The sequence below is a fragment of the Actinomadura syzygii genome, from assembly GCF_008085905.1.
Classification (GTDB): Bacteria; Actinomycetota; Actinomycetes; order Streptosporangiales; family Streptosporangiaceae; genus Spirillospora; species Spirillospora syzygii.
In genome coordinates this window covers 356,573-383,403 of the sequence record NZ_VSFF01000010.1, presented here as the reverse complement: position 1 = coordinate 383,403, position 26,831 = coordinate 356,573, and the positions used below count along the sequence as shown (strand labels likewise).

Here is a 26,831-nt window from a genome sequence, read left to right as displayed (position 1 = left end):
TGGGTGATCGCCGTTCACACGCATCCCTCGAATTGCGGGACGGTGGTTGTGAACGCCAACCCGACGGGCGCGAACCATTTGCGGAGCAGACGCTGCGCGGTACCGTCCTGGTACATCTCCGTGATGGCCTTGTTGACCGCCTCGCAGCCGCCGACGTCGCCGCGCCGGACGCCGACGCCGTACGGCTCGTCGGTGAACGGCGCGTTGACGATCCTGAGTTTCGGTCCGCTGCCGGCCGCCTTCGCGGCGAGCCCGCCGAGGATCAGGTCGTCGGTCGACACCGCGTCCAGCCGTCCGGACGTCAGGGCGTCGAGGCAGCCGGTGTAGCCGTCCGCCTCGACGGGCAGCGCGGCGACGCCCAGCTCGTCGTGGACGCGCGGGAACGACACCGACCCCGGCACCCGGCAGAGCCGCCGCCCCCGCAGGTCGTGGACGTCGCGGATCGTCCGGGCGTCGGAGTCGCGGACGAGCACGTCCTGGTGCGCGACGTAGTACGGCCCCGCGAACGCGACCTTCACCTTGCGCTCGGGCGTCACGGAGTAGCTGGCGACGACGAGGTCGACGTCCCCGTTCTGGATCATCGTCTCGCGGGTCGCGGACGTGACGCGCTTGAATGTCACGTTCCCGCCGGGCACGCCGAGCCGCCGCGCGATGTCCTTCCCGACGTCGACGTCGAAGCCCCGGTAGGAGCCGTCGGCGGTGCGCTCGCCGAGGCCCGGCTGGTCGGCGTTGACGCCGATGACGAGCCGGTCCCGGCTCCGCAGGGAGTTCTCGTCGGCGTCGGCGATCCCGCAGGCCGTCGCCCCGGCGAGCAGCGCCGCCGCGAGGACGCCCGCCGTCGGCCGCCGCCTCACTTCGACCACCGGTACTCCGCGAGCCGGGGACGCACCCCGACGAACACCAGCGCGGCGATGACGACGCCCGCGATGGGCAGCACGGCGTACCAGCCGCTCGTCCCGTCGTCGCCGTCCTTCACGGCCTCGTCGAACGCCGTCTGGTGGACGCGCGCCAGCGCCTGCAGCGACCGGTCGTACTCGGTGAAGTCGGCGGCGGACGCGGAGCGCCCCGCGACGGCCTGCTCGCGCTGCCCGCCGTGCACGAGCACCCTCATCTGGCTGTCGTTCGCCTGCACCTTCTGGTAGTCCTTCAACGCCTTGCCCAGCGCGTCGGCGAGCTGCGCCCGCCGCTTGTCGGACTCGGTGGGACGGTTGGCCTCGGTGCCGAGGAAGCCCAGGAACTTCGCGCGTCCGGGCTCGAACGCCAGGTTGCTCTGCACGGCCTGGTTGTACTCGGTCAGGTTCCCCGCCTTCAGATACAGGACGGTCTGCGACTTGCTCAGGTAGACCTGCTCGTAGGCGTCCGCGCGTCCCGGGTCGAGCAGGAAGCGGGTCTCGTCGGCGGCGGCGCTGTTGCTGATGGCGCGCGTCCGGGACAGCGCCAGGATCGAGTCGAAGCCCTCCTCCTTGGCCTTGCGGAGGTGGCCCGCCTGCCCGGAGAGCATCGTCGCGCCCGCCAAGAGCAGGGCGAGCGTGCCGAGCGTCGCGAGCGCCAGCGGCACGTTCAGCAGCCTGCGGAAGCGCCGGGCCAGGTAGAGCTGGAAGCCGAGGAGGACGGCGAGCAGCGCCACCCCGGTGACCATGATCCAGGTGCGGCCCGCGAGGACCGCGGAGCGCTTGTCCTCGTAGGTGTGCCGGACGAGCGTCCCGTTGTCGAGCGTCAGGTTGTACGCCTTCGGCAGCACGTCCAGCTTCATCAGGTCGGTCGCCTGCCGGTACAGGTCGATGACCTTGTCGGACGGCGGCCCGGACGCGTGCTGGGACTGCTCGTCGAGCAGCAGCGCCCGCCCGGCGAGGTACTCGTAGCGGCCGAGGGCGTCCAGCACGTCGCGGGCGGTGTTGTCCTCGGTCGTCTCGTCGGCGAGCTTCGCCGCCTTGAGGAGCGCGGTGCCCGCCTTCTGCCGGTTCTCGTCGTAGCGGGCGAGGGCCTGGGTGCGCCCGTCGCCCGCCGCGCCGCCGATCAGCAGTGCGTTGGCGAGCTGCGCGTCCATGTCGGTGAGCTGGAAGTACAGGTCGCCGGTCGCGACGACCTGTGGGCCCGCGTCCTGGCCGATCACCCGGACGCCCTCGCGCGCGTTCGCGATCGCCCACCACGACACCGCCAGCATCGCGACGAGCAGCACGGCCGCGAGCGCGGTCAGCGCCCGGACGCGGCCCGCGACGGTGTGCGGCAGCAGCCGCGCGACGCCGGTCGGCGGCGGCTCGGGCGTCCGCCAGGGCCGCGCCGCGCCGCGCCGCCGCGCGGGCGGCCGCCCGGGGGCGGGAGCGGGCCGTCCCGCCGGTGGAGCGTGCTGCACAGCCGTCATGTCGCCCTGCCTATCTGGGGGACGCCTACCTGAGGGACGCCTACCTGGGGGACGAGGCGCGGTGACCGGAGCGAAGCGCGGATCATGGTGCCTCTCGGATGAGCGTGATGGTGGTCCAGGCGCCGACGTGGATGCGGTCGCCGTCGGAGACCGGGACCTCCACGTTGGTGGGGATGGGCTCGGTGGACCCGTTCACGCAGGTCCCGTTCCTGGAGCCGGGGTCGACCAGCGACCACGTGCCGTCCGGCCGCGCCAGCAGGACGGCGTGGACGTGCGAGATGCCGGGGTCCTCGGGGGGCTCGCGCAGGTCGATCTCGGGCGGGGTCGGCTGCGCCGAGCCGCGCCGCCCGATCCGGACCTGCGGCCCGGCGAGCGGGATCCACCGCTCCGGCGCGTACGGCGGGAACGCGAGGGTCGCCGAGTCGGGGCCCTCCTCCGCCATGACCGCGTCGAAGTAGTCGCGGTCGGCGCTCACGACCGCCGTCCACGCGGTCGCCGTCCCGCCCGCCGTCCTGCCCGCCGTCCCGGTCGCGGGGGCGGCGGGCGGCGGGGACGGGACGGGCTGCGGCTCCGGCGTCGGGGGCCGCGGGTCGGACGGCCCCCGGTCCGGCAGCCCGCTCGGCCGCGCCGGTGGAGCCGGGGTGGTGGGCAGGACGGTCTGGGCGGTCGCGCCCGCCGGGGCGGTGCGCGGCGTGGGCACGCCGCCGCCGGTCGCGAAGTCGTAGCCGCACGCCTCGCAGAACCGGTCGGAGCCGGGCGTCCCGCAGTCGGGGCAGGGCGTCCCGGCCGCCGGGGCGCCGGGCACGGGCTGGGCGCCGGTCGCGCCCCCTCCGGACGGGGTGGAGGGGGCGGACGAGGCGATGCGCTCGCCGCAGACGTCGCAGAAGTCCGTCGCCTGCGAGGCGTGTCCGCTGGGGCAGTGCGGCATGCTCAGCCCTCGTCCGGACGGCCGCCCGAGGGGTCGCCTCTGCGCGTCCCCAGGGAGTCGGTTCCTCGTCGGGTGGTCACCGTCTCGTCCTTGCGGGGCGGGACGGTCTCGTCCCGCCGGGTGCGGACGGTCTTGCTGGAGCGGGTGTCGAGCTCCATCTCGTGGGCCTTGTCGACGTTGCGCTTCAACCGGACGGTGCCGGTCGCGGTGTCGACCACGTCCACCACCCGGCGCAGCATCGAGGTGATCTCCTCGTTGCCCGCCTCGTCGGCGAGGACGACGGCCCGGCCGAGGCGCGCGGTCGCGGTGTCGACGTCGCCGTCCTTGCGCGCCTGGAGGCCCTCTTGGATGGCGGCGGCCAACTCGGCCTGGCCGGTGTAGTGCGCGACCCGCGCGTTGATCCGGGTGGACGCGGCCTCGTCGTCCGTCCTCTGGACCAGGACGTTCCCGGTGGCGAGGACCTGCGCCTCCTCACCGGGCGCGCCGGGGACGACGAGTTTCACCCACGCGGCGCGCAGTTCCTTGCCGACCTCGCCCGGTGGCACCTCCACGCTGATGTGGTAGTCGCGTGACTCGGCGCCCCACGCGCCGAGCGGGTAGTCACCGGCCTGCGGCGCCGACTCGACGCGCCGCGCGGTCAGGTCCTCCACCGTCGGCATGACCTGCTTGACGAACCTCAGCCGCGCCGTCTGCGGCGTCCACACGCGGAGGGCGACGTCGGCGACGGACTTGCCCATCGCCGCCTCCGTCATCGCCTGGAAGTCGGCGACGAGCCCGGCCGGGTCGGCGACGATGTCCACGCTGCCGAGCAGCGCGGACGCGACCTTGCGCAGCTCCGCGACCTCCCAGTCGGTGCCGACGCCGCGGCAGTCGCAGACGAACCGGCCGTTGCAGCGGAACAGGACGGCGTCGAGCTCCTCGGCCGTCTCGTGCTGGTTCTTGCCGTCGGTCAGCAGGATCGCGTGCCGGATCCCGCCCTGGACGTCGCCGAAGATCTGGTCGGCGAGCCGCAGCCACGACCCGATCGCCGTGCCGCCGGACGCCTTCAGCCTGCTCAGCGCGGCCTTGGCCTGCTCCCTTGTCTGCGGGTTCGCCGCGACGAGCCCCGGTTGCGCGGGGAACACCATCGACGCGGTGTTGGACCCGGAGATCACCGCGAACTCGACGCCGTCGCGCAGCGTGTCGATCGCGACCTTGGCCGCCGAGATCGCGGCGGTCAGCTTCGTGTTCGGATAGGACATCGAGCCCGAGGTGTCGATGATGATGACCTCGGACGCCCGGGTGGACGCGGGCGCGACCGCCCCGCCGGACGCCTCGACGGACACGATGGCGTGCACCTCGCGGCCGCCCTCGGGCAGGAACTTGTTCTGGTCGATCGTGACGGTGAACTGCGGCTGCTCGCTCATCGGGACTGCTCCGTGCTCTGCGGGATGCTCGGGTGGACGCGGCTCTGCGGGACGGCGGGCGGCGGCAGCGGGATCACGGCGACCGTGATGTTGTCCCGGCCGCCCGCGTCCAGGGCGTGGCGGACCAGCGTCCGCGCGACGGCGAGGGGGTCGGCCGCCGGATCGTGCCCCGGATCGGGCCCGCCCGCGGCGGCCTCCGCTCCGTCGGGACCGGCGGCCAGCAGCGCGGCGATGTCGCCCGCCGCCGGGAAGTAGTTCCACAGGCCGTCGCTGCACACCAGCAGGGTCCCCGGACGGGACGGCCGGAACGTCGCCACGTGCGGGTTGACCTGCCCGGCGTCCGCGCCCATCCAGGCGGTGATGACGTGCGCGTTCGGATGCGCCTCCGCCTCCGCCTCGGTCAGCGAGCCCTGCGCCACCATGAACGCGGCCCAGGAGTCGTCGTCGGTGAGGCGGCGGGACGGGCCGAGCTCCGCCATGTCGCCGGTGCTCACCTCCGCCGCGTCCAGCGACGCCCCCTCGGCGGCGGGGTCGTCCACGCTGCCGTCGGCGGCGAGCCAGTAGGCGCGGCTGTCGCCCACCCACCCGACGGTGACGGCCGGGCCGCGCGTCACCGCGGACACGTACGTGCACGACGGCGCCTCCGCCGGGGAGGTGGACAGCGCCGCGACGGCCGCGGCGGCGGCGAGCGCGGCGGCGCGGGTGGCGTCCTCCGGGTCGTCCCCGGCGTCGAGGCGCGCGACGAGCTCCGCCGCGCCCGTGTCGGCGGCGGCGCGGGACGCGTCGTCCGGACGCTGCGACGACCCGACCCCGTCGGACACCACGGCCGCGATCCCGGCGGAGTGCGCGGCGATGGCGATCGCGTCCTCGTTGCGGCTGTAGCGGCGGCCGCGGTCGCTCGCGCCCGCCGCGACCACGGGGCTCGTCCCGTTCCCGCCGGGCGCCGGGAGTTCGATCTCGACGTGGTCGCGTTCGGCGGGCTGGCGCAGGCCGCACGCCTCGCAGTAGCCGTCCGCGTCGATCGTCGCCGCGCCGCAGCCCGCGCAGGGCCGCGCGGACGCCCGGCGGCGCGCGGACGGCGTGCTCTGCACCACCGTCGCGTCGACCCGCTCGGGCTCGGCCGGGGCGGGCTCGGCGGGGGGAGCGGGCGGGGACTCGGCGAGCCGGTGCCCGCACTCCTCGCAGAAGATCTCGTCGGCGAACACGATCTCGCCGCACGACGGGCAGGTCAGCTCCGCGGCCTTCGCGCCGCCCGGGTCGCCGGTCACAGCAGCGTCCTCGGGCGGACGGCGTTCGCGGAGTCGACGAGGCGGCGGGCCTCGTCCCGGTCGCGAGTGCGGCGGGCCAGCTCGCGGTACGTCGTCTCCAACCGGCGGCGCAGCGGGGTCTCGGCGAGCGGCGCGCCGAGCAGGGCGCCGCCGCGCGCCCCGTCCGCCGCCGCCGCGCGTGACGGCCCGTCCCCGGCGTGCACGAGCCAGTCGAGCGCGGCCTCCAGCACCTCGGCGGCCAGCCGGTCGCGGCGGTCGGCGTCCAGGTCGAGCGCGCCGAGCCGGGCGCCCGCGGCGACCAGCTCCGCCGCCGTGAGCGTGCCGGGGTTCCGGCCCCTGACCGCCGTCGCGACGGCCGCCACCTGCGCGGGCACGTACCGGATCGAGATCTTCGGCACCGAGTCGAGCGCGGCGACCGCCGCGCCCTGGTCGCCCGCCGCGAGGTGCACCCTGGCGAGCCCGAACGCGGCGTTGATGTAGCTCTGGTCGGTGCGCCACACCGTGTCGTACAGCCGGACGGCGTCCTGCGGCGACGTCCGCTCGCGGCAGTGGGCGAGCGCCAGCTTCGGCGCGGCCTCGCCCGGCAGCAGCCCGTACAGCCGGTCGAAGCGCGGCTCGGCCTCGGCCGTCCGGCCCTGGGCGAGGAGCCCGACCGCGCGGTACCAGTCGATCCGCCAGTCGCCCGGACGCTCGATCGCCAGCTCGTCGAGCAGCGCGTCCGCCTCCGCGGCGGCGCCCAGCTCGATCTTGGCGCGGGCGAGCGCGAACCTGACCTCGGCGGTGCGGTCCGGGGCGCGCTGCGCCGCCTCGGCGGCCTGCGCGGGCTCCAGCGCGCCGAGCCCGGAGACGAACGCGGCGGCGGGGTCGGCGCCGTCCACCAGCGGGACGGGCAGCGCCGCCGCGGCGACCGGCGGCGGGACGGGCGGCAGCGCCGCCCCGTCGGTCTCGCCGCCCGCCGTCCGGGTCGCGAACCGCTCCGGGCCGAACAGCACGGACGGGGCCGGGCGCGGCGTGCCGTCCTCGGCGGCGAGCACCTCCCGCAGCACGCCGGTGAGCTGCTCGGACATCTCGGCGGCGTCCTGGAACCGGGCCGCCGGGTCGTCGTGCGTCGCGCGGCGCAGGAACCGGTCGAACGACTCGAACCGCCGCAGGACCGGGATCTCGGAGCGGGCCGGGAGCGCGTACGTGTACGTGCGGGTGAAGCCGCGGAACGGGAAGCTCAGCACGGCCAGCGCCCGCCCGACCGTGTACAGGTCGGACGACACCGAGGGGCCGTCGTCGGCGATCTCCGGCGCCTGGTAGCCGACCGTGCCGTAGATGGCGCCGTCCGGGTCGTCCAGCCGCCGGACGCCGCCGAGGTCGATCAGCCGGAGCTGCTCCTCGGACTGGATCACGTTGTCCGGCTTGAAGTCGCAGTAGACGAGGCCCTGCGCGTGCAGGTACTCGAACGCGCGGAGCACCTCCAGCCCGTAGGCGATGGCCTGCGCGAGCGGCAGGTGCTTCTCGCCCTGCGGCTGCGGCTGCCGGAGCAGGATGTCCTTGAGCGACTGGCCGCCGACGTACTCCATGACGATGTAGCCGTCGCCGTCGTGCTGGACGAAGTTGTAGATCTTGACGATGTTCGGGTGCTCGACCTCCGCGAGGAACGCCCGCTCCGCCGCCGCGGCCGCCATCGCGTCGGCGTCGCCGCTGTCCAGCAGGCCCTTGAGCACCACCCACCGGTCGCTGACGTTGTGGTCCTTGGCGAGGTAGATCCAGCCGAGGCCGCCGTGGGCGAGGCAGCCGAGCACGCCGTACTGCCCGCCGACCATGTCGCCGGTGCGGAGCTTCGGGGTGAACGAGAACTTGGTGCCGCACTTCGGGCAGAAGCCGTCGGTGCGGCCCGGGCGTCCCGCGCGTCCCCGGCCGACCGGCTCGTCGCAGTTGCTGCAGAACCGCTTGCCCTCCGCGACCTGCGGGTCGCTCATCACGGCGGTGGACGGGTCGCGGTACGGCACGCGCGGCACCTCGACCAGGCCCGCGCCGAGCAGCCCGCGGCTGCCGGACGAGCGCGACGACCCGGTGCGGGAACTGCCGGTGCGGGAGCTGCCCGTCCGCGTGCTGCCCATCGTCCCGTGGCCGCCGGACGAGCCCCGGCTCCCGGACGCGCCCGCGCGGGACGTGAGGGCCGTGTGCGCGGGCGGCGAGCCGCAGACGTCGCAGTAGCCGTCCATGATCGTGCCGGTGCAGCCCGCCAGCCGGCACGCGTCGTCCGGGACCCGGACGGGCGGCCGCGGCGCGGGGACGCTCGGCACCGGCGGAGTCGCCTGCGGGGCCGCGACGGCGGCCGGGGCCACGGGCGGGGCCACGGGCGGGGCCACGGGCGGGGCGGCGGCCGGGGGGTTGCCGCACACGTCGCAGTAGCCGTCCACGATCGTGCCGGTGCAGCCGGGCTGCGCGCACGCCCCCGGCGGCGGCGACGCCGGTCGGGGCGGTGGGCTGGGTGAGGCTGCCACGCCGCATAGGACGCAATATCCGCCTTCGACGGTTCCGCCGCAGCCCGGCTCGGCGCACTGGCTCATCGTTCCGCTCCCTTCGCCCGCGCGTTGATGGCCTGCTGGTACCCCGACAGCGTCACGGTCGCCTTGCGGAGATCGCAGGGGGAGGTCCACAACAGCTCGCGGGCCTGCTCGTAGATCCGGGCGAGCTCGGCGTCCTCGGCATGGCCGAGGCGCGCCGCCTTCACCCGGTAGGACTCCAGCCGGCCGCGCAGCTCCTCGCGCCGGTCCAGCAGTCCGCGGATCACGCCGGTCGTCTCGCGGGCGCGCTCCAACGCGTCCCGCGCGGCGCGGTCCAGGTCGGCGACCCGGACCGCGAGGTCGTTCCAGCCGCCGCCCCGGGCCGGCCGGCCCACCGCGGCGAGCCGGTCCGCCAGCGCGGCGGACAGCTCCGGCGGGTCGGGCAGCACCGGGGAGGCGATCTTGGCGAGCACCTCGTCGCGGGCGCGGCGGGCGTCGGCCTCCGTCCCGCGCAGCTCCGCGACGACGGCGGCGATTCCGCGCAACCGGTCGGCGAACCCGTCGCGCAGCCGCTCCGCCTCCGCGAGGCCGCGGCGCACCTCGGCGAGCCCGGCGCGGACCGCGTCCAGCCGGGCGGTGTCGGCGCGGCCGTCGCGGGCCAGCGCCATCGGGTCGTTCCGGACGACCGCGGCGACCGAGGCGAGGTCGGCGCGCAGCCGGTCGAGGTCGGGCTCGGCGCCGCCGAGGGACTCCAGCAGCTCGTCCGCCGCCCGCCGCTCGGCCTCCACCTCGGCGAGCCGCGACAGCAGCGCCGACCAGACCGCGTCGAGCGCCGCGACCGACCGCGCGACCTCCTCGTACATCGGCGTCATCCGCTCGACCGCCGACCGCAGCGTCAACCGCTCCCCGGACGGGACGGACAGCAGCGTCCGCCGCTCCAGCGGCACCTCCTCGGCGGGCAGCTCCACCGAGGGGCCCGCCAGCATCCAGGTGAGCTCGGCGAGCTGCGCCTGGCCCGGCTTGGCATGGCGGGCGCGCAGCTCCTCGGCGTCGCGGAGCACCTGGCCGTACACGTCGAACAGGCCCCACAGGGACGTCATCCCGGCGCGCACCTCGGACTGCACGCGCCGTGTTGCGCCCTCCAGCACCGCGCCCTCCAGCAACTGGTACCCGTGGTGGGCCTCCAGTTCGAGCAGCGCACCGCTGATGCGCTCCCGCTCGTCGCGGAGGCGCGCCAGCGTCCGGTCCGCCTCGTCTCGGCTCATCGGGGGCCGGCTCGGCCGCGCGTCACTCAACGCCGGTCCACGGTCGGCCCATGTGCGCCCCCCGATTCCCCCAAATAGAGCACGTTTCGGTGCCCAAGTTTTCACCATCCGCGGTCGGCTTCTCAAGCCGAGGGCCGATCATCGTCGCGGCCGCGCCGAACGGCTCGATTCGGGCGCGCCCGGGGGCTTCGGAATGTCAGTGCTCGAACGTATGATCGAACCATGGCGAACGTTGCGACGCACCCCCAGACCGCGACCACCGCGCCGACCGCGCCGATCCCGCTCACCGCGGCGGAGATCGCCGCCCTCGCGCTGTCGCTCGCGCACCTCGGCGCCGGCCCGCAGGCCGTCACCGCGCGCCGGGCCCTGCACACCCTCCTCGACGCCGCCCCGCACGACGACGTGGTCACCACCACGCTCGCCACCCTCACCACGCCCCTCGACACCGCCACCTCCGACCGCGCCAGGGTGATCGCCGCCGCGATCACCGAGCACCGCGTCGTCCGGCTCTGCTACGGCGACGCCGGCGCCAACGTCACGATCCGCGAGGTCGAACCGGTCACCTGCCTCGTCCACCGCGACCACTGGTACCTCGTCGGCTGGTGCCGCATGCGCCGCGGCATCCGCGCCTTCCGCTTCGACCGGATCCTCGCCGTCGAATCCACCGGCCTCCTGGCCCGTCCCCGCAGGGCAGAGCGCTACCTGCCGTTCCAGAGAAGGGGCTGAGCTGTGTTTCCCCAGGGGGGCGACCCCCTGGAACCCCCGCCGCTCGGCGGGTCGTGCGGCCTCCGGCGCTGGGGCGCCTCCGGCCGCACGACCCGTGCCCCGGCTCAGGTCCCGTCCAGGACGAGTTCTGATCTGGACGAAGTCCCGTTCGGGGGAGTGGCCCGTCCATGGCGGGGGCGTCTACGGGGTCCCGTTCATAGGGGGACTAAGTGGTTTATCGGGTCTACGCCCACGATCTCTGCATCTGGGGGGAAGGGCCAGGTCGTGCCAGTGGAGGTCAGGCGGTCACTGTGTGGTCGGCGGCGGTGGCCACTACCGCGGTGATGTCGCCGGTGCGGGCGTAGGCGGCTCGTTGGATGCGGGCGCCGTTGCCGCGGTCCAGGACGTCGCGCAGGAGGGCGCTCACGGCTTCGAGGTCGCCTGCGCTGTCGAGGGCGGGGGCCGTGTGGTCGAGGAGGGCGGCCACGACCTCGCGGGCGGGAGCGGCGCGGCGGGTCGCCGGGTGGACGAGGTCGTCCCGCAGGCCGGAGCGTCCGGCGCGCCACATCGCGAGGCGCATCAGGTCGGCGCGGACCGGGTCCGGCGGCACGCCGTTCCGCCAGGCCGTCGCCGCCGTCTCGACCAGGGCGCGGACGAGCGCCGCCATCAGCACGGCGTGGTCGGCGTCCAGGCACACGTCCGGGACGCGGATCTCCACCGTCGGGTAGCGCCGGGACAGCCGCGCGTCGAAGTAGATCATGCCCTCGTCGATGATCGCGCCGGTGGCGAGCAGGCCCTCGACGGTCGCCCGGTACGCCTTCGCGGAGCCGAACAGCTCGGTCGGGCCGCTGGACGGCCAGCGCCCCCAGACCTGGTGCCGCCAGCTGTCGTAGCCGGTGTCCGCGCCCTGCCAGAACGGCGAGTTGGCGCTGAGGGCGAGCAGCGGCGGCAGCCACGGGCGGATCCGGTCCAGGACGGCGACGCCCTCGTCCGGCGACTCGACGCCCACGTGGACGTGGCAGCCGCAGGTGAGCTTCTCGTCCATGGCGGGGCCGTAGGCGTCCGCCATCCGCGCGTAGCGCTGCGACGGGGTGAGCGACGGCCGGACGGCGACCGGGGACGTCGCGAGCGCCGCGACCGCGACCCCGACGCCCGCCGCCGACTGCGCCGCGGCCAGCCGCGCCGACCGGACGTGCTCCGACAGCTCGGCCAGCGACGAGCAGACCGGGGTGGCCGTCTCCAACTGCTCGCGCTGCAGCTCCGTCTCCAGCGCCCTCGACCGCCGCCCCCCGGTGAGGAACAGCTCGTCGTGCCGCCGGGCGTACCGGATCACGGACCCGGACACCGACTGCGGGACGCCGGTCTCCGGATCGACGAGGAGTAGCTCCTCCTCCACCCCGAAAGTCCGGCAATGCGTGTGATGTTCCACCAGATGGTTGTGCCCTGCGGTGCACGGGTCTACTTCCCCGGAGAGGGTCCTCATGTGGCGAACGCCCTGCTTACAATGCGCGCGCTCGAACTAACGCTTGGTTGAAAAGTGGTGATATGTCGTACCTCGTAGGCCACTGGGCCGCCGGACGTCTCGGCAGGCGGGCGCTGCGCGCCATCATCGAGCACCCGGACCTCGAACTCGCGGGCGTCGTCGTCGACGGCCCGCGCGAGGCCGGGCTGGACGCCGCCGCCCTGGCCGGGACCGGCCGTCCCACGGGCGTGCTCGCCACCGAGGACCCGGCCGCCCTGCTCGCCCGCCGCCCGCACGCGGTCTGCCACACCGCGGCCGCCGACGCGCGGCGTCCCGGACGGGTGGCCGACGACCTGTGCCGCGTCCTGGAGTCGGGCGCGAGCGTGGTGTCGGCGGCGCTGCCCCCGCTGGTGCATCCGCCGTCCGCCGACCGGGCGCTCGTCCGGCGGCTCCGGGCGGCCTGCGCGACGGGTGGGTCGGCCTTCCTCACCGCAGCGCCCGGTCCGGTGGTCGACATGCTTCCGCTGCTGCTCAGCGGGGCGTCCCAGCGGGTCGAGGCCGTCACGATCACCGAGATCGCGTGCCACGGCCGCCGGGACGACCCGGCCCTGCGCGAATTCGGCTTCGGCGGGCCGATCGGACACCGTCCGCCCGCGCTGCGGCCGGGCGCGCCGGGGCTGGCGTGGGGGCCGGTCGTCCGGCTGATCGCCGATCAGCTCGCCGTCCCGCTGGACGATCTCGCCGAGGACTACGAGCTCTGCCCGGCCCCCGAGGCGTTCGACGGCCCCTCCGGACGGATCGAGAAGGGCACGGTCGCGGGCGTCCGGTCCCGGGTGTCGGGGCTGTGCCGCGGACGTCCCGTGATCACCGTCGAGCACGTCGCCCGGCTGCGCGAGGACATCGCCCCGCACTGGCCCGCGCCGCCCTTCGGCGAGCCCGGCGGCCACCGGGTGGAGATCGCGGGCGAGCCGCCCTGGCGGCTGGACCTCGCGAGCCCGGCCGTACCGGACGCGCTCGCCACCGCGTCGCGCCTGGTCAACGCCATTCCGGCGGTCGCGGACGCGGCGCCGGGCCTGCACACGCCGCTGACCCTGCCCGCGGTCACCGGGCGTCGACTGGTCCGTCCAGCCAGGAGTTGAGCAGCGCCCCGGTCTCGGCGAGGCGGTCGACGTACAGCATGTGCCCCGACTCGATCTCGCTGATCGTGAGGCCGGGGCCGAGCGTGGCGCGGCAGTCCACGACGAACTCCGGGCGGACCAGGTCGGACTGCGTCGCGATCACCAGATGGGCGGGGACGTCCACCGGCGGCGGCACGTGCGGCCGGGCCATCTCCGAGTACGCGCCCACGATCGCGGCGGGCTCGAAGCGCCAGCGCAGCCGCCCGTCCGGAAGGGGTTCGAGGTGGGCCTCGACCTCCTCGTCCAGGAGGCCGGGGGACGCCTTCGGCCAGCGGGCCGCGCGGAACGCCCGCGCCTCGGCGGCGTCCGCGAACGACACCGGGGCGAGGTACCCGCGCGCCTCCCGCCCCGCGAACGCCGGGTCGAGCCCGATCGCCGGGTCCAGCAGGACGAGCCGCCGCACCCGCTCGGGGGCCGTCCGCGCCAGGTGCAGCGCGATCATCCCGCCGAAGGAGTGGCCGACGACGTCCGCCCGCTCGACGCCCTCCACGTCCAGCATGGCGAGGACGTCCGCGACGTGCCGGTCGGCGGTCCACGGCGGCTCGTACGGCGACCGGCCGTGTCCGCGCAGGTCGGGCGCGATGACGCGGCGGCCCGCGAGGTGGCCCTCGGCCGTCCGCCGCCACCGCGCGCCGTGTCCCGTGACCCCGTGCAGCAGCACGACCGGCGCTCCCGCCGAATCCCCATACCGATGCACAAACAATGCCGCGTCCGTCATGGAGTGAAGCGTAACGACCTGCCCTCCGCCTCAGGAGCGTTCCCAGCGCACCGAGCTGAGCGCCAGGAGGGCGACGTGGAACGAGACGCACGACTCCACGTCGTCGAGGTCGGCGTCGAGGACGCGTTCGATGCGCCGCAGCCGCTCGTAGAACGCCGGGCGGGACAGGTGCGCCTGCTGCGCGGCGACCGCCTTGTTGCGTCCCGATTCGAGGTAGAGCTCCAGGATGCGGGTCAGGTCGCTGCCGCGCTGGGCGTCGTACTCCAGCAGCGGGCCGAGCTCGCGCTCCACGAACGTCTGCACGCGGGCGTCGTCGCGCAGCAGGTGCAGCAGGCCCCGCAGCCGCAGGTCGGGCAGCCGGTAGAAGAGCCGCCCGCCGGACCCGCGGGCGGCGACGTCGGCGACCTGCTCGGCCTCCAGGAACGAGCGGCGCACGTCGCGGATCGTCTCCACGACCGAGCCCGCCGCCATGACCGTCTCGCCGGACTGCTCGCGGATCCGCGTCGCGACCGCGTCGAGCGCCGTCTCCACGTCGGCGCGGGCGGGCAGCGAGGCGAGGACGCCGACGCGGGCGTGCGGGCCGCCCTCGTCCAGGACGCCGACGAGGGCGGCGAGCCGGGCGTCCTTGCAGGCGGCGGCGGCCGTCTCGGCGAGCGCGGCGAGCTCCCCGACCGGCGGCGGCGGGGTGCTCGGACCGCGGTGCCGCAGCACCACGCCGAGCAGCCGGCGGCCGGACAGCGGGACGCCGAGCGCGCGGGCCCGCGCGGCGGCCTCCTGAGGGTCGGAGTAGGCGTGCGCGAGGATGCGGGCGATGATCGTCCCGTGCGCCTGCCGCTCGACGCTCTCGGCGTGCCGGTCGAGCAGCCGGCCGAGCGCGAGGGTGGTCGCGGCCCGCTCGATCAGCACGGTCTCGCGGGCGGACGGCGGCGCGCCGAGATCGATGATCAGGCGGCCCCAGTCCTCGCCGCGCGCGCCGACCATGGTCACGAGCCAGCCGGACGTCGCGTCGAACCCGGTGCGGCGGCCCGGCCGGACGGCCCGCGACCGCGTCTCCCACGCCGACAGCAGCTCCGAGGGGTCGGCGCCCGCCGCGTCCGCGGCGAGCACCTGGTGGGCGAGGTTCTCCAGCACGACGGGACGCCCGCCGAGCGTGGCGACCTGCCGGACGACCTCGTCCGTGGACGCGCCCTCCACCGAGAGCTGGGTGAAGATCTCGTGCAGCCGCTCGGACGCGCGCAGCTCGGCGAACTGGTCCTGGACGATCCGCGCGTGCACCGACTCGGTGATGTCGACGAAGGCGGGCTCGTGCGCGAGGACGATCACCGGGAGCCGGTGGTCCTCGGCGGCGGAGATCAGCGCGGGCGGCAGCACGCTGGCGTACCGCCGTCCCAGCTCGATCATCAGGCCGCTGACCCCGACCTCGGCCAGCTCGGTGATGTAGGCGCGCAGCCGGTCCGGCTCGTCCGGCAGGGCGATCCCGGTGGTGAGCACCAGCTCGCCGCCGTGCAGCAGGTGGGCGATGTCGGTGACCTCGGCGACGTGCACCCAGCGGACGCGGTTGCCGGTCCGGTCGCCGCCCGCGACGACGTGCGGCTGGCCGCGGCGTACCGCGTCGAGCTGGAGGACGTCGTCGAGGGTGGGCAGCATCACCTGGGATGATATCCGGACAAGACGTCAACGGCGCTGATCGGGCGGCCCCCCGCGTCGCGTGCCAGCAGAGCGTTAACGGGACGCCCGGGGTCCTGACACTCTGCGGGTTTCCGCGGCGTCCGGGAAGAACAAGACTTGGGACATGTCGGAACACGCGAATCTGCTCCGGCGCCACCGGGCGGTCATGCCGTCCTGGATGGCGCTCAACTACCAGGACCCCATCGAGATCGTCGGCGGCAAGGGCAACCGCGTGACCGACGCCGAGGGGAAGGGCTACCTCGACTTCTTCACCGGCATCCTGACCAACATGCTCGGGTACGACGTGCCCGAGGTGCGGGAGGCGGTGGAGCGGCAGCTCGCCACCGGCGTCGTCCACACGTCGACGGCCTACCTGCTGCGCGGGCAGGTCGAGCTGGCCGAGAAGATCGCCCGCCTGTCGGGCATCCCGGACGCGAAGGTGTTCTTCACCAACTCCGGGACCGAGGCCAACGAGACGGCCCTGCTCCTCGCCGCGTACGCGCGGCGCAGCGACCAGGTCCTCGCGATGCGGCAGAGCTACCACGGCCGGTCGTTCGGCGCGGTCGGCGTCACGGGCAACCGGGCGTGGACGAACCTGTCGTACTCGCCGCTGAACGCGCACTTCCTGCACGGCGCCGACCGGCACCTCCCGCAGTTCGCCGGGATGACCGACGAGCAGTACGTCGACGCCTGCGTGCAGGACCTGCGGCACGTCCTCGCGACCGCGACCGGCGGGGACGTCGCCGCGCTGATCGCCGAGCCGATCCAGGGCGTCGGCGGGTTCACGATGGCGCCGGACGGCCTGTTCGCCGCGTACAAGAGCGTCCTCGACGAGTTCGGCATCCTGTTCGTATCGGACGAGGTCCAGACCGGCTGGGGACGGACGGGCCAGGGCTTCTGGGGCATCGACAACCACGGCGTGACCCCGGACATGATGACCTTCGCCAAGGGCCTCGGGAACGGCTTCGCGGTCGGCGGCGTCGTCGCCCGCGGCGACCTGATGGACGGCCTGCACGCGATCGGGCTCTCCACGTTCGGCGGCAACCCGATCTCGATGGCCGCGGCGAACGCGACGCTCGACTACGTCCTCGACCACGACCTCCAGGCGAACGCCGCGAAACAGGGCGCGACGATCATCGGCGGGCTGGCGTCGGCGGCCGGGCGGTTCCCGGTCGTCAAGGAGGTCCGGGGCAAGGGCCTGATGTTCGCGGTCGAGCTGGCCGACCCGGCGACCGGCGAGCCGAGCCCGCCGCTCGCCGCCGCGCTGATGGAGGCCGCCCGCGAGCGGGGCCTGCTGGTCGGCAAGGGCGGCCTGTACGGCAACGTGGTGCGGATGGCGCCGCCGATGACCTTGACCGAAGCCGAGGCCGCCGAGGGCCTCGGGATTCTGATCGCCTCGCTGGAGGCGGTCAACGAGCAAGCCACTTCGTAAAGGAAGCGGACTGGGGGTGTGGGGGACGTCCCCCCACAAGGAGGAAGCGGAAGCATGAGTGAGAGCAAGCACGTCACCCACTGGATCGGCGGGAAGCCGTGGGACGGGGAGGCGGCGCGGCGGGGCGACATCTACGAGCCCGCGTCCGGCCGCGTCGCCGGGACGGTCGACTTCGCCGCCCAGGACGACGTGGACGCGGCCGTCGCCGCCGCGAAGGCCGCGTTCCCGGGCTGGCGCGACACGTCGCTGTCCAAGCGCGCGCGGATCCTGTTCCGGTTCCGCGAGCTGATGGAGGAGCACCGGGACGAGCTGGCGCGGCTGATCTCGTCCGAGCACGGCAAGGTCGTCTCGGACGCGGCGGGCGAGGTGGCGCGCGGCCTTGAGGTCGTCGAGTTCGCCTGCGGCATCCCGCACCTGCTCAAGGGCGGGTTCTCGGAGAACGTGTCGACCCGGGTGGACGCCTACTCGATCCTCCAGCCGGTCGGGGTCGCGGCCGGGATCACGCCGTTCAACTTCCCGGCGATGGTGCCGATGTGGATGTTCCCGGTGGCGATCGCGTGCGGGAACACGTTCGTCCTGAAGCCGTCGGAGAAGGACCCGTCGGCGTCGGTGCGGCTCGCCGAGCTGTGGTCGGAGGCGGGGCTGCCGGACGGCGTGTTCAACGTCCTGCACGGCGACAAGGCGGCGGTGGACGGCCTGCTCCACCACCCGGACGTCAAGGCGGTCAGCTTCGTCGGCTCCACCCCGATCGCCCGGTACATCTACGAGACGGCGGCGGGGAACGGCAAGCGGGTGCAGGCCCTCGGCGGCGCGAAGAACCACATGCTCGTGCTGCCGGACGCCGACCTCGACCTCGCCGCGGACGCCGCCGTGTCCGCCGGGTTCGGCTCGGCGGGGGAGCGGTGCATGGCGATCTCCGTCGTCGTCGCCGTCGACCCGGTCGGGGACGAGCTGATGGCCAAGATCCGCGAGCGGGTCGCCAAGCTCAAGGTCGGTCCCGGCGACGACGCCGAGTCGGAGATGGGCCCGCTGGTGACGCGGGCGCACCGCGACAAGGTGGAGTCCTACCTGGACGGGAGCGCCGCCCAGGGCGCGACGCTCGCGATCGACGGACGCGACCCGGACGTGCTCGGCGGCGCGGGCGACGGCTTCTGGCTCGGCCCGAGCGTCCTCGACCACGTCACCCCGGAGATGGACGCCTACAAGGACGAGATCTTCGGCCCGGTGCTGTCGGTCGTGCGGTCCGGCTCGTACGCGGAGGCCATGGAGCTGATCTCGGCCAACCCGTACGGCAACGGCACCGCGATCTTCACCAACGACGGCGGGGCGGCGCGCCGCTTCCAGAACGAGGTGGAGGTCGGGATGGTGGGCGTCAACGTGCCGATCCCGGTCCCGATGGCTTACTACTCCTTCGGCGGCTGGAAGGACTCACTCTTCGGTGACAGCCACGCGCACGGGATGGAGGGCGTCCACTTCTACACGCGGACGAAGGCCGTCACGGCGCGTTGGCTCGACCCGAGCCACGGGGGAGTGAACCTCGGCTTCCCGACCAGCGGCTGAGTCGGATCGCGCGCAAAGTGATCGCGCATGTGCGGCCGGTCGCCATGACCGGCCGTACATGCGTCCCGCTAGATAACGGTTAAACATCACCACAAGCGACAAAGCACACCAAAGTGCGCTAGCCGGGGTCGCGCGGCGTGAATACCGTCCGCCGCACGGTGAGAACGCGCAGGTCGCTCCGCATGGGACTTTCCCACCTCCGGCGACTTTCGTCGTAGATTTTCGTCGGCCGTCGGCGGGCGAATAATGCCAACAACCATTGACGCGCTCTGTGTCGGGCGACACAATCTGACTGTCTCCATTAATTGGGACCAAATTAAATGTCAGGTCCGCCGTCAGAAACGCCGACTCCGGAGCCGCGGGGCCGGTGGGCGGGACGTGCAGGAGAGCCGCGCTATGACCGGAGTCGACCACCAGGCAGAGGTGGACGCGCTCGGAAGGCGATTTCCGGGCTGGACCATTTGGTTCGGCCCGTTCACCGGCCGCTGGTGGGCGCTCCCTCCGAAGGACCGTGACGTCGGCGACTTCCTCGAAGCCGACACGCCGCAGCGGCTCATCGCACGGATCGAGGTGGTCAAAGACTCGGCATCGAGACGACCCGCGGTTCGGCACGGCCGTTCGCGGCCGTCCCGCGACCCCCGCGACTCCCGGCCCGACGTGCGACGTCCCTCTAACCTCCGCCGTCTTGAGGGCGTCACACCGTCGCCGTTGGGCCGGGTGCCGGCGATCGCGTGGCCAGGCAGCACTGCAAGGTGATCCGCTGTTCCCCAACCTCGCCACGTCCGCCGGTGCCGCCGCGGCCCCGGGAAGGGCGGCAGCCCGCGCCATATCCCTCTCCAGCAACCTCCGTTATGGCGCGGACGCCAGCACCCGCCGTTCCCCCGGGGCCGTGGCGGTCTTTTCTCCGCCCGGCCCGGCCGAAACGCCCGGTCGAAACGGCCGTCCGGGAAACCGACCCCGGAATCGCGGGCATAATCGGTGGCCGAAGGGAAAGGCCGACCTTACCTCCGCGATATTAAACGACCTGAGACCAAGTCGTGACCCTTGCCGGGCAATGGCCGTTTTCCGGCGCGGCGGCGGCCGAATCCCCGATGGCCGGCGATAAACGCGCCCGCCGTCGCGAGGGCTGAGGCGAATGGCGGCCCGGCCGGGCGCCGGACCCGCGCCGCGGGGTGCGCGCCGCTCCGCCGTCCCCGAGACGCTACGCTGCCGCTTGGCGCCGAGCGGGGAGCGAGATGCGGTTCAAGGCCACGACACGGGTCAAGGCGGGGGCGGCCGTCGCGGTCGCCGTCGCGGTGGCCCTCGCGCTCGCCGCCGCGGGCCTCGGCGGCAGTGAAGGCGACGACGAGCCGGTCGGCGTCGCCAAGGCCGCGAGCACCCTCGGGCCCGGCGAGGGCATGCTGAACCTCCTCGCGCTGCCCGGCTCCATCGAGAGCGGCGGCACCGACCCGCGCGTCGACTGGGTCACCCCGTTCCAGGAGCGCACCGGCTGCAAGGTCGGGCTGAAGGCCGTCAAGACCCCCGAGGAGATGGCCGGCCTCATGCGCGACGCCGACCGCCGGTACGACGGCGTCGCCGCCCCGCCCGAGGTCGCCGGACGCCTCGTCGCCGAGAACCAGGTCGCCCCGGTCAACACCGACCTCGTCGACGGCTACAAGAAGCTGGAGCCGAAGCTGCGCGGCCTGCTGCGGCGGAACGGCAAGACCTACGGCGTCCCGTACGTGTGGAGCGCCAACCTGCTGATGTACGACACGCGGGCCGTCCCGCCGCCGAGCGGCTGGTCCGCGCTGTTCGACCCGGCCCAGGCGCGCCGCTACTCCGGCAGGATCGTCATGCGCGACAGCCCGCTCGCCATCGCCGAGGCGGCGCTCTACCTCAAGGGCCGCGACCGCAAGCTCAAGATCCGCGACCCGTACTCGCTGACGCCCGCGCAGCTCGCCGCGGCGGGCCGCGTCCTGACCAGGCAGCGCCCGCACGTCGAGGAGTACTGGGAGCGGCCCGCCGACGCCGTCAGCGCGTTCGCGGGCGGCCGGGCCGTGCTCGGGCAGGCGGGGCCGTACCAGGTGGACGTCCTGAACCGCGCGTCGCGTCCCGTCCAGGGGGTGCTGCCGTCCGAGGGCGTGACCGGCTGGATGGACGCCTGGATGATCGGCGCCCGCGTCCAGCACCCGAACTGCATGTACCAGTGGCTCCAGTGGACGGCGTCGCCCGACGTCCAGCAGCAGGTGGCTGAGTGGACCGGCGTGGCGCCCGCCAACCCGCAGGCGTGCTCGGGCGACCGGCTCAAGCCCGGCTTCTGCGCCGCCTACCACGTCGGCGACCGCGACTACCTGGAGAAGATCGTCTTCGCGCACGCGCCCACCAAGGCGTGCGACGCCAAGGCCAAGAAGAACGACTGCACCGACTACGCCGAGTGGACGAGGACGTGGATCGAGTCCACGAAGCTCTAGCGCGCTGACGCGGACGCCGGAGAGGGTCTCTCCGGCGCGCCCGGCCGCCCCCAGCCGGGCGCGCCTATCGGGTGGTCCCGGACTTCCCCCCGAACGCCCGGGTCACCCTTCTCCCTGGAGAGACCTCCACGGCGGCGGCGTCGTCCCAGACGGCGTCCCGCGGCGCGGTGTCCCGCAGTACGGTGTCCGTCCGGGCGGCGGGCGCCGTCGCCCTTGCCGGCGGCCGCTCTCCGGCGGGCCGTCCGACGCTCGTGACCGCTTCCCTCGGGCGCCGCGCGCGGCGGGGCGCCGGCGGGGCGGGCGCGCACTCCTCGCACGCGAAGACGCCGGTCGAGTCCGGCAGCCGGCCGACGCGGACGCGCGGCCGGGGCCATTTCCGGCGGCAGACGACGCACGCTTCCCCGAAGCGCTGGGCCGTGCTCAGCCCGCGCGGGTCCATCGTCGGCTCGTCCGTCTGCCCCATGTCCCCATCCCCCTGGCGGGAGTCGACGTCACGTGACTTCCTTTATAGGGCGGTGCGGGTGTTGTCATTGTTACCGTGTGTGAAAAGGGTGGCAAAGGCTTACGTGTCGGGCGGCCGTCCTCGACCGTCCGCGCTACGCGCCCGCGCGCGCGGCCTCCGCCCCCCGATGGCCCCGTTGACCAGGGCGTACGCAAACCACCGCGATACGCTCCGCCGTCGGGCCCTTTGCCTTTTCTTTGACTGATATTGCGTACAAAGGAGGCATGTCGGTCCGGAACGGCGGGACGCGCGTCCGGCCGCGCGGACCCGATACCGCGCCAGGTTCCGCGCCCGGTTCAGCGCGGGCGCGCGTGACACCGCGGGCGCTCGCCGCGACCGCGCCCCCGCTGGCGGGCGCGGTGATCGTGGCGGCCGGCGCGCTCTACCTGCTCGCCGACGTCCGCCGCACCGGCGTCCTGCTCACCGTGACGGCCCTGCTGTGCGCCGTCGCGGCCGGGCTCGCGGTGTGGGGCGTCCGGCGCGCGGTCGGGCGGGCGCTCGGGCCGGTGGAGCGGCTCGACGCCGACCTCGACCGGCTGCGCGGCGCCGACCTCGCCCGCCGGGTCGCGGTGCCGGCCAGCGGGGACGAGGTCGAGCGCCTCGCCGGCCGGGTCAACTGCCTGCTCGGCCGGCTGGAGAACGAGGCGCTGGAGCGGCGCGCGTTCATCGCCGACGCCTCGCACGAGATCCGCACGCCCCTCGCCGGGCTGCGGACCCGCATCGAGCTCGCCCTCGCCGTCCCGGACGACGCCGAGCTCGTCGACACCCTGCGCGGCGCGCTCGGCGACGTGGACCGGCTGCACCAGATCGTCGACGACCTCCTCGTCCTCGCCCGGCTGGACTCCGGGGAGCGCGCGCCCCGCGAGCGCCTCGACCTCGGCGCGCTGGTCGAGGACGAGACCCGCCGCCGCGCGCCGCCCGTCCCGCTGTCGGTGCGGGCCGAGCCGGGCGTGCTCGTGGACGCGAACCGGGCGCGGCTCTGCCGCGTCCTGCTGAACCTGCTGGCCAACGCCGAGCGGCACGCCGCCACGAGGATCGAGGTCGAGGTGCGGGCCGAGCCGGGGGAGGCGGTCGCGGAGGTGCGCGACGACGGCCCCGGCATCCCGCCCGCCGACCGCGACCGGGTGTTCGAGCGCTTCTCCCGGCTGGACGCCGCGCGCAGCCGCGCGGCCGGCGGCAGCGGCCTCGGCCTCGCGATCGCGCGGGAGGTCGCCGTCGCGCACGGCGGCCGCCTCTACGCCGGGGACGCCGCGCGGGGCGCCCGGCTCGTCCTGAGGCTGCCGCTGGTCCGACCCGGCCTCGACGGGGATCAGGCCGGATGAGTCGCGGCGGGGACGCGCCCCGCGCGCGGCGATGTCCGACAATGGTCCGGTGATGTCTCCCTCAAGCCCCGACGGGGCGGTCCGCGAGCTGGTCGTCCTCGGCTCCACCGGTTCGATCGGCACGCAGGCGCTGGACGTCGTCCGCCGCAACCCCGGCAGGTTCCGGGTGACCGGCCTCGCGGCGGGCGGCGGACGGGTCGCCCTGCTCGCCGAGCAGGCGCTGGAGTTTCGGCCCGAGGTCGTCGCCGTCGCCAAGGCGTCCGCCGCGCAGGAGCTCCAGCTCGCCTTCTACACCGAGGCCAAGCGGCGCGGGTACGCGTCCGGCGACTTCGCCATCCCGAAGATCGTCGCGGGCCCGGACGCGGTGGCCGAGACCGCCGCCTGGCCCTGCGACGTGGTGCTGAACGGGGTGACGGGGGCGCTCGGGCTCGCCTCCACGCTCGCCGCGCTGGACGCCGGCCGCACGCTCGCGCTCGCCAACAAGGAGTCGCTGATCGTCGGCGGGCCGCTGGTCAAGGAGCGGGCGCGGCCGGGGCAGATCGTCCCGGTCGACTCCGAGCACTCGGCGCTCGCGCAGTGCCTGCGCGGCGGGAGCCCGGACGAGGTGCGGCGGCTCGTCCTCACCGCGAGCGGCGGACCGTTCCGCGGCCGCGGCCGCGCCGAGCTGGCGGACGTCACGCCCGAGCAGGCGATGAACCACCCCACCTGGGACATGGGCCCGGTCATCACGATCAACTCCGCGACCCTGGTCAACAAGGGGCTGGAGGTCATCGAGGCGCACCTGCTGTTCGACGTCCCGATGGACCGGATCGAGGTCATGGTGCACCCGCAGTCGATGATCCACTCGATGGTGGAGTTCACCGACGGGTCCACGCTGGCGCAGGCGAGCCCGCCCGACATGCGGCTGCCGATCGCGCTCGGCGTCGACTGGCCGCACCGCGTCCCGGACGCCGCGCCCGGCGTCGACTGGACGCGGGCGCACACCTGGGAGCTGTTCCCGCTCGACGACGAGGCGTTCCCCGCCGTCGCGCTCGCCCGCCGGGCCGGTGAGCTGGGACGGACGTTCCCCGCCGTTTACAACGCCGCCAATGAGGAATGTGTGGACGCGTTCCGCGCCGGCCGTCTCCCGTTCCTCGGGATCGTCGACACGATCGCGCGCGTGATGGACGAGCACGAACGCGAGCACGGTCGGGACCGGTCCGGGGAGCCGACGCTGGACGGCGTCCTCGCGGCCGACGGGTGGGCCCGCGGCAGGGCCAGGGAACTGGCCGGAACCGACTGAAACACCGGGGGTCCGCCTCCGGACGACGCCAAGGGGACCCGGATGGCCTTCTTCCTCGGCGCGGCGGCGTTCGTCGTCGCGCTCCTGGTGTCGGTGATGCTGCACGAGGGCGGGCACCTGCTCACCGCGAAGCGGTTCGGGATGAAGGCCACGCAGTACTTCGTCGGGTTCGGCCCGACGCTGTGGTCGACGCGCCGGGGCGAGACCGAGTACGGCGTCAAGGCGATCCCGCTCGGCGGGTTCGTCAAGATCGTGGGCTACACGCCGCTGGAGGAGGTCGAGCCGCGGGACCGTCCCCGCGCGTTCTACCGGCAGCCCGCCGGGCGCCGCGCGGTCGTGATCGGGGCGGGCGTCGTCGCCAACTTCGTGTTCGCGTTCCTCCTGCTCATGGTCATGGCGATGACGATCGGCGTGCGCGACCCCGGCACCGTGACGAGCACCGTGGACGAGGTGACCCGGTGCGTGCCCTCCGGGCTGCGGGCCGAGTGCGCGGCGGGGCGCCCGCCGTCCCCGGCCGCGCGGGCGGGGCTGCGGGCGGGGGACCGCGTCGTGTCGTTCAACGGGACGCCCGTCTCCGACTGGCACGACCTCACCAAGGCGATCAGCGGGGCGAAGCCGGGGCAGACGGTGCCGGTCGTCGTGCGGCGGCCGGGCGAGGCGCGCCCGGTGACGCTGCCCGTCACGCTCGCGGACGTGGACGGCGCGGCGTTCGTCGGCATGTCCGCGAAGGTCGTCGGCGCGGGCTACGACCGGACCGGCCCGATCGGCGCCGCCGTGTTCGCCGGCCGCGGCATCGGCCGCACCGTCGCGGGCATCGGGGAAGTCGCGGCGGACCTGCCGTCCGCGATCCCGAAGCTGTTCTCGCCGGAGCGGGAGAGCACGCCCGGCGGGCAGGTCGGCAGCGTGGTCGGCGCGACGGACGTGTCCGGCCAGATCTTCGCGTCCGAGACGTCGGCCCGCGACAAGGCCGCCCTGTATCTGTCGCTGGTCGTCTCGGTGAACATCTTCCTCGGGGCGCTGAACGTGCTGCCCCTGCTGCCGCTGGACGGCGGCCATCTCGCGGTCGTCGGATACGAGCGGGCGCGGGCGGCGGTGAACCGGGTCCGCGGCCGTCCGGACCCGGGCACGGTCGACATGACCAGGCTGCTGCCGTTGACGTATCTCGCGGTGCTGTTGCTCGTGGGCCTCGGGGTGCTGCTGATCCTCGCCGATCTCGTCAATCCGCTCCACGTACCGGAATGACACAAAATGTTGACCTAGAGTAGTTGAATGCTCACGTGGCCGGGCGCGGGGCGCCGTCTCCCCGGCCACGGAGGACGCTTAGGCTTGTACGGGGCCCTGAGTAAGAGGAGAGGGATGAGCGTTTCACTGGGAATGCCGAACATCCGCGGCGAGAGCGATGGTCAGGGGGCGCCGGGGCTCTCCACTCCCCGCCGCGGCTCCCGGCAGATCATGGTCGGGAACGTGCCGGTCGGGGGCGACGCGCCGGTGTCGGTGCAGTCGATGACGACGACGCTGACCGCCGACGTGAACGCCACGCTGCAGCAGATCGCGGAGCTGACCGCCGCGGGCTGCCAGATCGTGCGGGTCGCGGTGCCGTCCCAGGACGACGCCGACGCGCTCCCCGCGATCGCCCGCAAGTCGCCGATCCCCGTGATCGCCGACATCCACTTCCAGCCCAAGTACGTGTTCGCGGCGATCGACGCGGGGTGCGCCGCCGTCCGGGTGAACCCGGGCAACATCAAGAAGTTCGACGACAAGATCGGCGAGATCGCCCGCGCCGCGACCGACGCCGGGGTCCCGATCCGGATCGGGGTGAACGCCGGGTCGCTCGACAAGCGGCTGCTGGAGAAGCACGGCAAGGCCACGCCGGAGGCGCTGGTGGAGTCGGCGCTCTGGGAGTGCTCGCTGTTCGAGGAGCACGGCTTCCGCGACATCAAGATCTCGGTCAAGCACAACGACCCGGTCGTGATGATCGACGCCTACCGGCGGCTCGCGGCGGCGTGCGACTACCCGCTGCACCTCGGCGTGACCGAGGCGGGCCCCGCCTTCCAGGGGACGATCAAGTCCGCGGTCGCGTTCGGCGCGCTGCTCGCCGAGGGCATCGGCGACACGATCCGGGTGTCCCTTTCGGCGCCTCCCGTCGAGGAGGTCAAGGTCGGCACCGCGATCCTGGAGTCGCTCGGGCTGCGGCAGCGCGGGCTGGAGATCGTGTCGTGCCCGTCCTGCGGGCGCGCCCAGGTCGACGTCTACACGCTGGCCGAGCGCGTCACCGCCGGGCTGAAGGACTTCCCCGTCCCGCTGCGCGTCGCGGTGATGGGCTGCGTCGTGAACGGGCCGGGCGAGGCGCGCGAGGCCGACCTCGGCGTCGCGTCCGGGAACGGCAAGGGGCAGATCTTCGTGAAGGGGCAGGTCGTCAAGACCGTCCCGGAGGCGCAGATCGTGGAGACCCTGATCGAGGAGGCCATGCGCATCGCCGACGAGATGGGCGTCGAGATCGGCGAGGACGGCGTCGTCTCCGGACCGGGCGCCGAGGTGGTCGTGAGCTGACCAGGTGGTCGTGAGCTGACCGGGTGGTCGTGAGCTGACCGGCGACCGCCGCGCGAGCGGCTGAGGGCCGGCACGAGAACTGGTACGAGGGCTCCGGGTGAACGTCACCCCGGGGCCCTTTTCGGTGTGCCCGGATCATCTGTTCCGGGCCGCTGAATATACGCGCCGCGCGACTCTGGATCCGGAACGTCCGCGCTGATCACGAAGTTCCGCTGATCTTGTCACGATTCCGCATCCACTCATGGGGGGCCCTGTCGGGCCCCGAGCGCAGGACG

General features: G+C 74.2%; 21 protein-coding genes. 10 read left to right on the top strand and 11 right to left on the bottom strand.

The features are described from left to right. Window positions 1-14: 14 nt before the first annotated feature. The 7 genes from FXF65_RS27110 to FXF65_RS27080 all read right to left on the bottom strand — a co-directional run bounded on the left by FXF65_RS27110 (window position 15) and on the right by FXF65_RS27080 (window position 9,727). Window positions 15-863: a glutamate ABC transporter substrate-binding protein gene (locus FXF65_RS27110; RefSeq protein WP_148352840.1), complete on the bottom strand. Its 849-nt coding sequence runs from the start codon at window positions 861-863 to the stop codon at window positions 15-17. Beyond that, entirely contained in the window at window positions 851-2,362 is a 1,512-nt protein-coding gene (locus FXF65_RS27105) for a hypothetical protein (protein WP_148352839.1), read from the bottom strand. Before FXF65_RS27105 ends, FXF65_RS27110 begins: the two co-directional genes overlap by 13 nt. A gap of 82 nt (window positions 2,363-2,444) precedes the next feature. After that, the gene (locus FXF65_RS27100; RefSeq protein ID WP_148352838.1) at window positions 2,445-3,290 is read right to left on the bottom strand and encodes an FHA domain-containing protein; all 846 of its coding nucleotides are present in this window, start codon (window positions 3,288-3,290) and stop codon (window positions 2,445-2,447) included. Between the two features lie 2 nt (window positions 3,291-3,292). Further along, window positions 3,293-4,696, bottom strand: coding sequence for a vWA domain-containing protein (locus tag FXF65_RS27095; protein ID WP_148352837.1), 1,404 nt, complete (start codon window positions 4,694-4,696; stop codon window positions 3,293-3,295). Continuing rightward, window positions 4,693-5,964 carry a PP2C family protein-serine/threonine phosphatase gene (locus tag FXF65_RS27090; RefSeq protein WP_222868753.1) on the bottom strand — a complete coding sequence of 424 codons (1,272 nt, stop codon included), beginning with the start codon at window positions 5,962-5,964 and terminating at the stop codon, window positions 4,693-4,695. The genes FXF65_RS27095 and FXF65_RS27090 overlap by 4 nt, the downstream gene beginning before the upstream one ends. Next, window positions 5,961-8,177: a serine/threonine-protein kinase gene (locus FXF65_RS27085; protein WP_246199152.1), complete on the bottom strand. Its 2,217-nt coding sequence runs from the start codon at window positions 8,175-8,177 to the stop codon at window positions 5,961-5,963. Before FXF65_RS27085 ends, FXF65_RS27090 begins: the two co-directional genes overlap by 4 nt. A gap of 344 nt (window positions 8,178-8,521) precedes the next feature. Then, window positions 8,522-9,727 (bottom strand): coiled-coil domain-containing protein, encoded by a 1,206-nt coding sequence (locus FXF65_RS27080; RefSeq protein WP_148352835.1) that lies wholly within the window; start codon window positions 9,725-9,727, stop codon window positions 8,522-8,524. Between the two features lie 222 nt (window positions 9,728-9,949). On the opposite strand from FXF65_RS27080, the gene FXF65_RS27075 reads away from it, so the two are divergent. Continuing rightward, window positions 9,950-10,453, top strand: coding sequence for a helix-turn-helix transcriptional regulator (locus FXF65_RS27075; protein WP_148352834.1), 504 nt, complete (start codon window positions 9,950-9,952; stop codon window positions 10,451-10,453). Between the two features lie 277 nt (window positions 10,454-10,730). Here the strand turns inward: FXF65_RS27075 and FXF65_RS27070 are convergent, their stop codons facing one another. Next, window positions 10,731-11,861, bottom strand: coding sequence for a carboxylate-amine ligase (locus tag FXF65_RS27070; RefSeq protein ID WP_281288947.1), 1,131 nt, complete (start codon window positions 11,859-11,861; stop codon window positions 10,731-10,733). Window positions 11,862-11,977: 116 nt separating this feature from the next. Between FXF65_RS27070 and FXF65_RS27065 the strand changes: the two genes are divergently transcribed. Next, window positions 11,978-13,033, top strand: coding sequence for an NAD(P)H-dependent amine dehydrogenase family protein (locus tag FXF65_RS27065; RefSeq protein WP_148352832.1), 1,056 nt, complete (start codon window positions 11,978-11,980; stop codon window positions 13,031-13,033). Here FXF65_RS27065 and FXF65_RS27060 read toward each other — a convergent pair. Both FXF65_RS27060 and FXF65_RS27055 read right to left on the bottom strand, forming a co-directional pair. Then, on the bottom strand, window positions 12,996-13,733 hold the full coding sequence (locus FXF65_RS27060) for an alpha/beta hydrolase (protein ID WP_222868752.1): 738 nt from the start codon (window positions 13,731-13,733) through the stop codon (window positions 12,996-12,998). The two genes, FXF65_RS27065 and FXF65_RS27060, sit on opposite strands and share 38 nt — an antisense overlap. 87 nt (window positions 13,734-13,820) lie before the next feature. Then, window positions 13,821-15,437: a PucR family transcriptional regulator gene (locus FXF65_RS27055; protein WP_148352830.1), complete on the bottom strand. Its 1,617-nt coding sequence runs from the start codon at window positions 15,435-15,437 to the stop codon at window positions 13,821-13,823. Window positions 15,438-15,582: 145 nt separating this feature from the next. On the opposite strand from FXF65_RS27055, the gene FXF65_RS27050 reads away from it, so the two are divergent. The 4 genes from FXF65_RS27050 to FXF65_RS27035 all read left to right on the top strand — a co-directional run bounded on the left by FXF65_RS27050 (window position 15,583) and on the right by FXF65_RS27035 (window position 20,900). Next, window positions 15,583-16,890 carry an aspartate aminotransferase family protein gene (locus tag FXF65_RS27050; protein ID WP_148352829.1) on the top strand — a complete coding sequence of 436 codons (1,308 nt, stop codon included), beginning with the start codon at window positions 15,583-15,585 and terminating at the stop codon, window positions 16,888-16,890. Between the two features lie 54 nt (window positions 16,891-16,944). Continuing rightward, window positions 16,945-18,450 carry a CoA-acylating methylmalonate-semialdehyde dehydrogenase gene (locus FXF65_RS27045; RefSeq protein WP_148352828.1) on the top strand — a complete coding sequence of 502 codons (1,506 nt, stop codon included), beginning with the start codon at window positions 16,945-16,947 and terminating at the stop codon, window positions 18,448-18,450. A 396-nt stretch (window positions 18,451-18,846) separates the two neighbouring features. Continuing rightward, window positions 18,847-19,206 carry a hypothetical protein gene (locus FXF65_RS27040; RefSeq protein WP_148352827.1) on the top strand — a complete coding sequence of 120 codons (360 nt, stop codon included), beginning with the start codon at window positions 18,847-18,849 and terminating at the stop codon, window positions 19,204-19,206. A 479-nt stretch (window positions 19,207-19,685) separates the two neighbouring features. Next, complete coding sequence (locus FXF65_RS27035) at window positions 19,686-20,900, top strand: ABC transporter substrate-binding protein (protein WP_148352826.1); 1,215 nt, start codon at window positions 19,686-19,688, stop codon at window positions 20,898-20,900. 64 nt (window positions 20,901-20,964) lie between these two features. Here the strand turns inward: FXF65_RS27035 and FXF65_RS27030 are convergent, their stop codons facing one another. Further along, window positions 20,965-21,363 carry a hypothetical protein gene (locus FXF65_RS27030; RefSeq protein ID WP_148352825.1) on the bottom strand — a complete coding sequence of 133 codons (399 nt, stop codon included), beginning with the start codon at window positions 21,361-21,363 and terminating at the stop codon, window positions 20,965-20,967. Window positions 21,364-21,626: 263 nt separating this feature from the next. Here FXF65_RS27030 and FXF65_RS27025 point away from each other — a divergent pair, with 263 nt between their 5' ends. The 4 genes from FXF65_RS27025 (at window position 21,627) to ispG (ending at window position 26,556) form a co-directional block, all read left to right on the top strand. Next, on the top strand, window positions 21,627-22,724 hold the full coding sequence (locus FXF65_RS27025) for a sensor histidine kinase (RefSeq protein WP_148352824.1): 1,098 nt from the start codon (window positions 21,627-21,629) through the stop codon (window positions 22,722-22,724). A gap of 52 nt (window positions 22,725-22,776) precedes the next feature. Next, window positions 22,777-24,006 carry a 1-deoxy-D-xylulose-5-phosphate reductoisomerase gene (gene dxr, locus FXF65_RS27020; protein ID WP_148353016.1) on the top strand — a complete coding sequence of 410 codons (1,230 nt, stop codon included), beginning with the start codon at window positions 22,777-22,779 and terminating at the stop codon, window positions 24,004-24,006. Between the two features lie 42 nt (window positions 24,007-24,048). Then, window positions 24,049-25,248, top strand: a complete 1,200-nt coding sequence (locus FXF65_RS27015; protein WP_148352823.1) for a M50 family metallopeptidase — start codon at window positions 24,049-24,051, stop codon at window positions 25,246-25,248. 114 nt (window positions 25,249-25,362) lie between these two features. Continuing rightward, window positions 25,363-26,556, top strand: a complete 1,194-nt coding sequence (gene ispG, locus FXF65_RS27010) for a flavodoxin-dependent (E)-4-hydroxy-3-methylbut-2-enyl-diphosphate synthase (protein ID WP_378232284.1) — start codon at window positions 25,363-25,365, stop codon at window positions 26,554-26,556. Window positions 26,557-26,831 lie beyond the last annotated feature (275 nt).

Bases quoted from the DNA above. Each gene is read 5' to 3' on its own strand.
- FXF65_RS27045 (WP_148352828.1), top strand. From the start codon at position 16,945: ATGAGTGAGAGCAAGCACGTCACCCACTGGATCGGCGGGAAGCCGTGG.
- FXF65_RS27105 (WP_148352839.1), bottom strand. From the start codon at position 2,362: ATGACGGCTGTGCAGCACGCTCCACCGGCGGGACGGCCCGCTCCCGCC.
- FXF65_RS27095 (WP_148352837.1), bottom strand. From the start codon at position 4,696: ATGAGCGAGCAGCCGCAGTTCACCGTCACGATCGACCAGAACAAGTTC.
- FXF65_RS27030 (WP_148352825.1), bottom strand. From the start codon at position 21,363: ATGGGGCAGACGGACGAGCCGACGATGGACCCGCGCGGGCTGAGCACG.
- FXF65_RS27080 (WP_148352835.1), bottom strand. From the start codon at position 9,727: ATGAGCCGAGACGAGGCGGACCGGACGCTGGCGCGCCTCCGCGACGAG.
- ispG (WP_378232284.1), top strand. From the start codon at position 25,363: ATGAGCGTTTCACTGGGAATGCCGAACATCCGCGGCGAGAGCGATGGT.
- FXF65_RS27055 (WP_148352830.1), bottom strand. From the start codon at position 15,437: ATGCTGCCCACCCTCGACGACGTCCTCCAGCTCGACGCGGTACGCCGC.
- FXF65_RS27015 (WP_148352823.1), top strand. From the start codon at position 24,049: ATGGCCTTCTTCCTCGGCGCGGCGGCGTTCGTCGTCGCGCTCCTGGTG.
- FXF65_RS27040 (WP_148352827.1), top strand. From the start codon at position 18,847: ATGACCGGAGTCGACCACCAGGCAGAGGTGGACGCGCTCGGAAGGCGA.
- FXF65_RS27065 (WP_148352832.1), top strand. From the start codon at position 11,978: ATGTCGTACCTCGTAGGCCACTGGGCCGCCGGACGTCTCGGCAGGCGG.
- FXF65_RS27085 (WP_246199152.1), bottom strand. From the start codon at position 8,177: ATGGACGGCTACTGCGACGTCTGCGGCTCGCCGCCCGCGCACACGGCC.
- FXF65_RS27050 (WP_148352829.1), top strand. From the start codon at position 15,583: ATGTCGGAACACGCGAATCTGCTCCGGCGCCACCGGGCGGTCATGCCG.
- FXF65_RS27035 (WP_148352826.1), top strand. From the start codon at position 19,686: ATGCGGTTCAAGGCCACGACACGGGTCAAGGCGGGGGCGGCCGTCGCG.
- FXF65_RS27100 (WP_148352838.1), bottom strand. From the start codon at position 3,290: ATGCCGCACTGCCCCAGCGGACACGCCTCGCAGGCGACGGACTTCTGC.
- FXF65_RS27075 (WP_148352834.1), top strand. From the start codon at position 9,950: ATGGCGAACGTTGCGACGCACCCCCAGACCGCGACCACCGCGCCGACC.
- FXF65_RS27025 (WP_148352824.1), top strand. From the start codon at position 21,627: ATGTCGGTCCGGAACGGCGGGACGCGCGTCCGGCCGCGCGGACCCGAT.
- dxr (WP_148353016.1), top strand. From the start codon at position 22,777: ATGTCTCCCTCAAGCCCCGACGGGGCGGTCCGCGAGCTGGTCGTCCTC.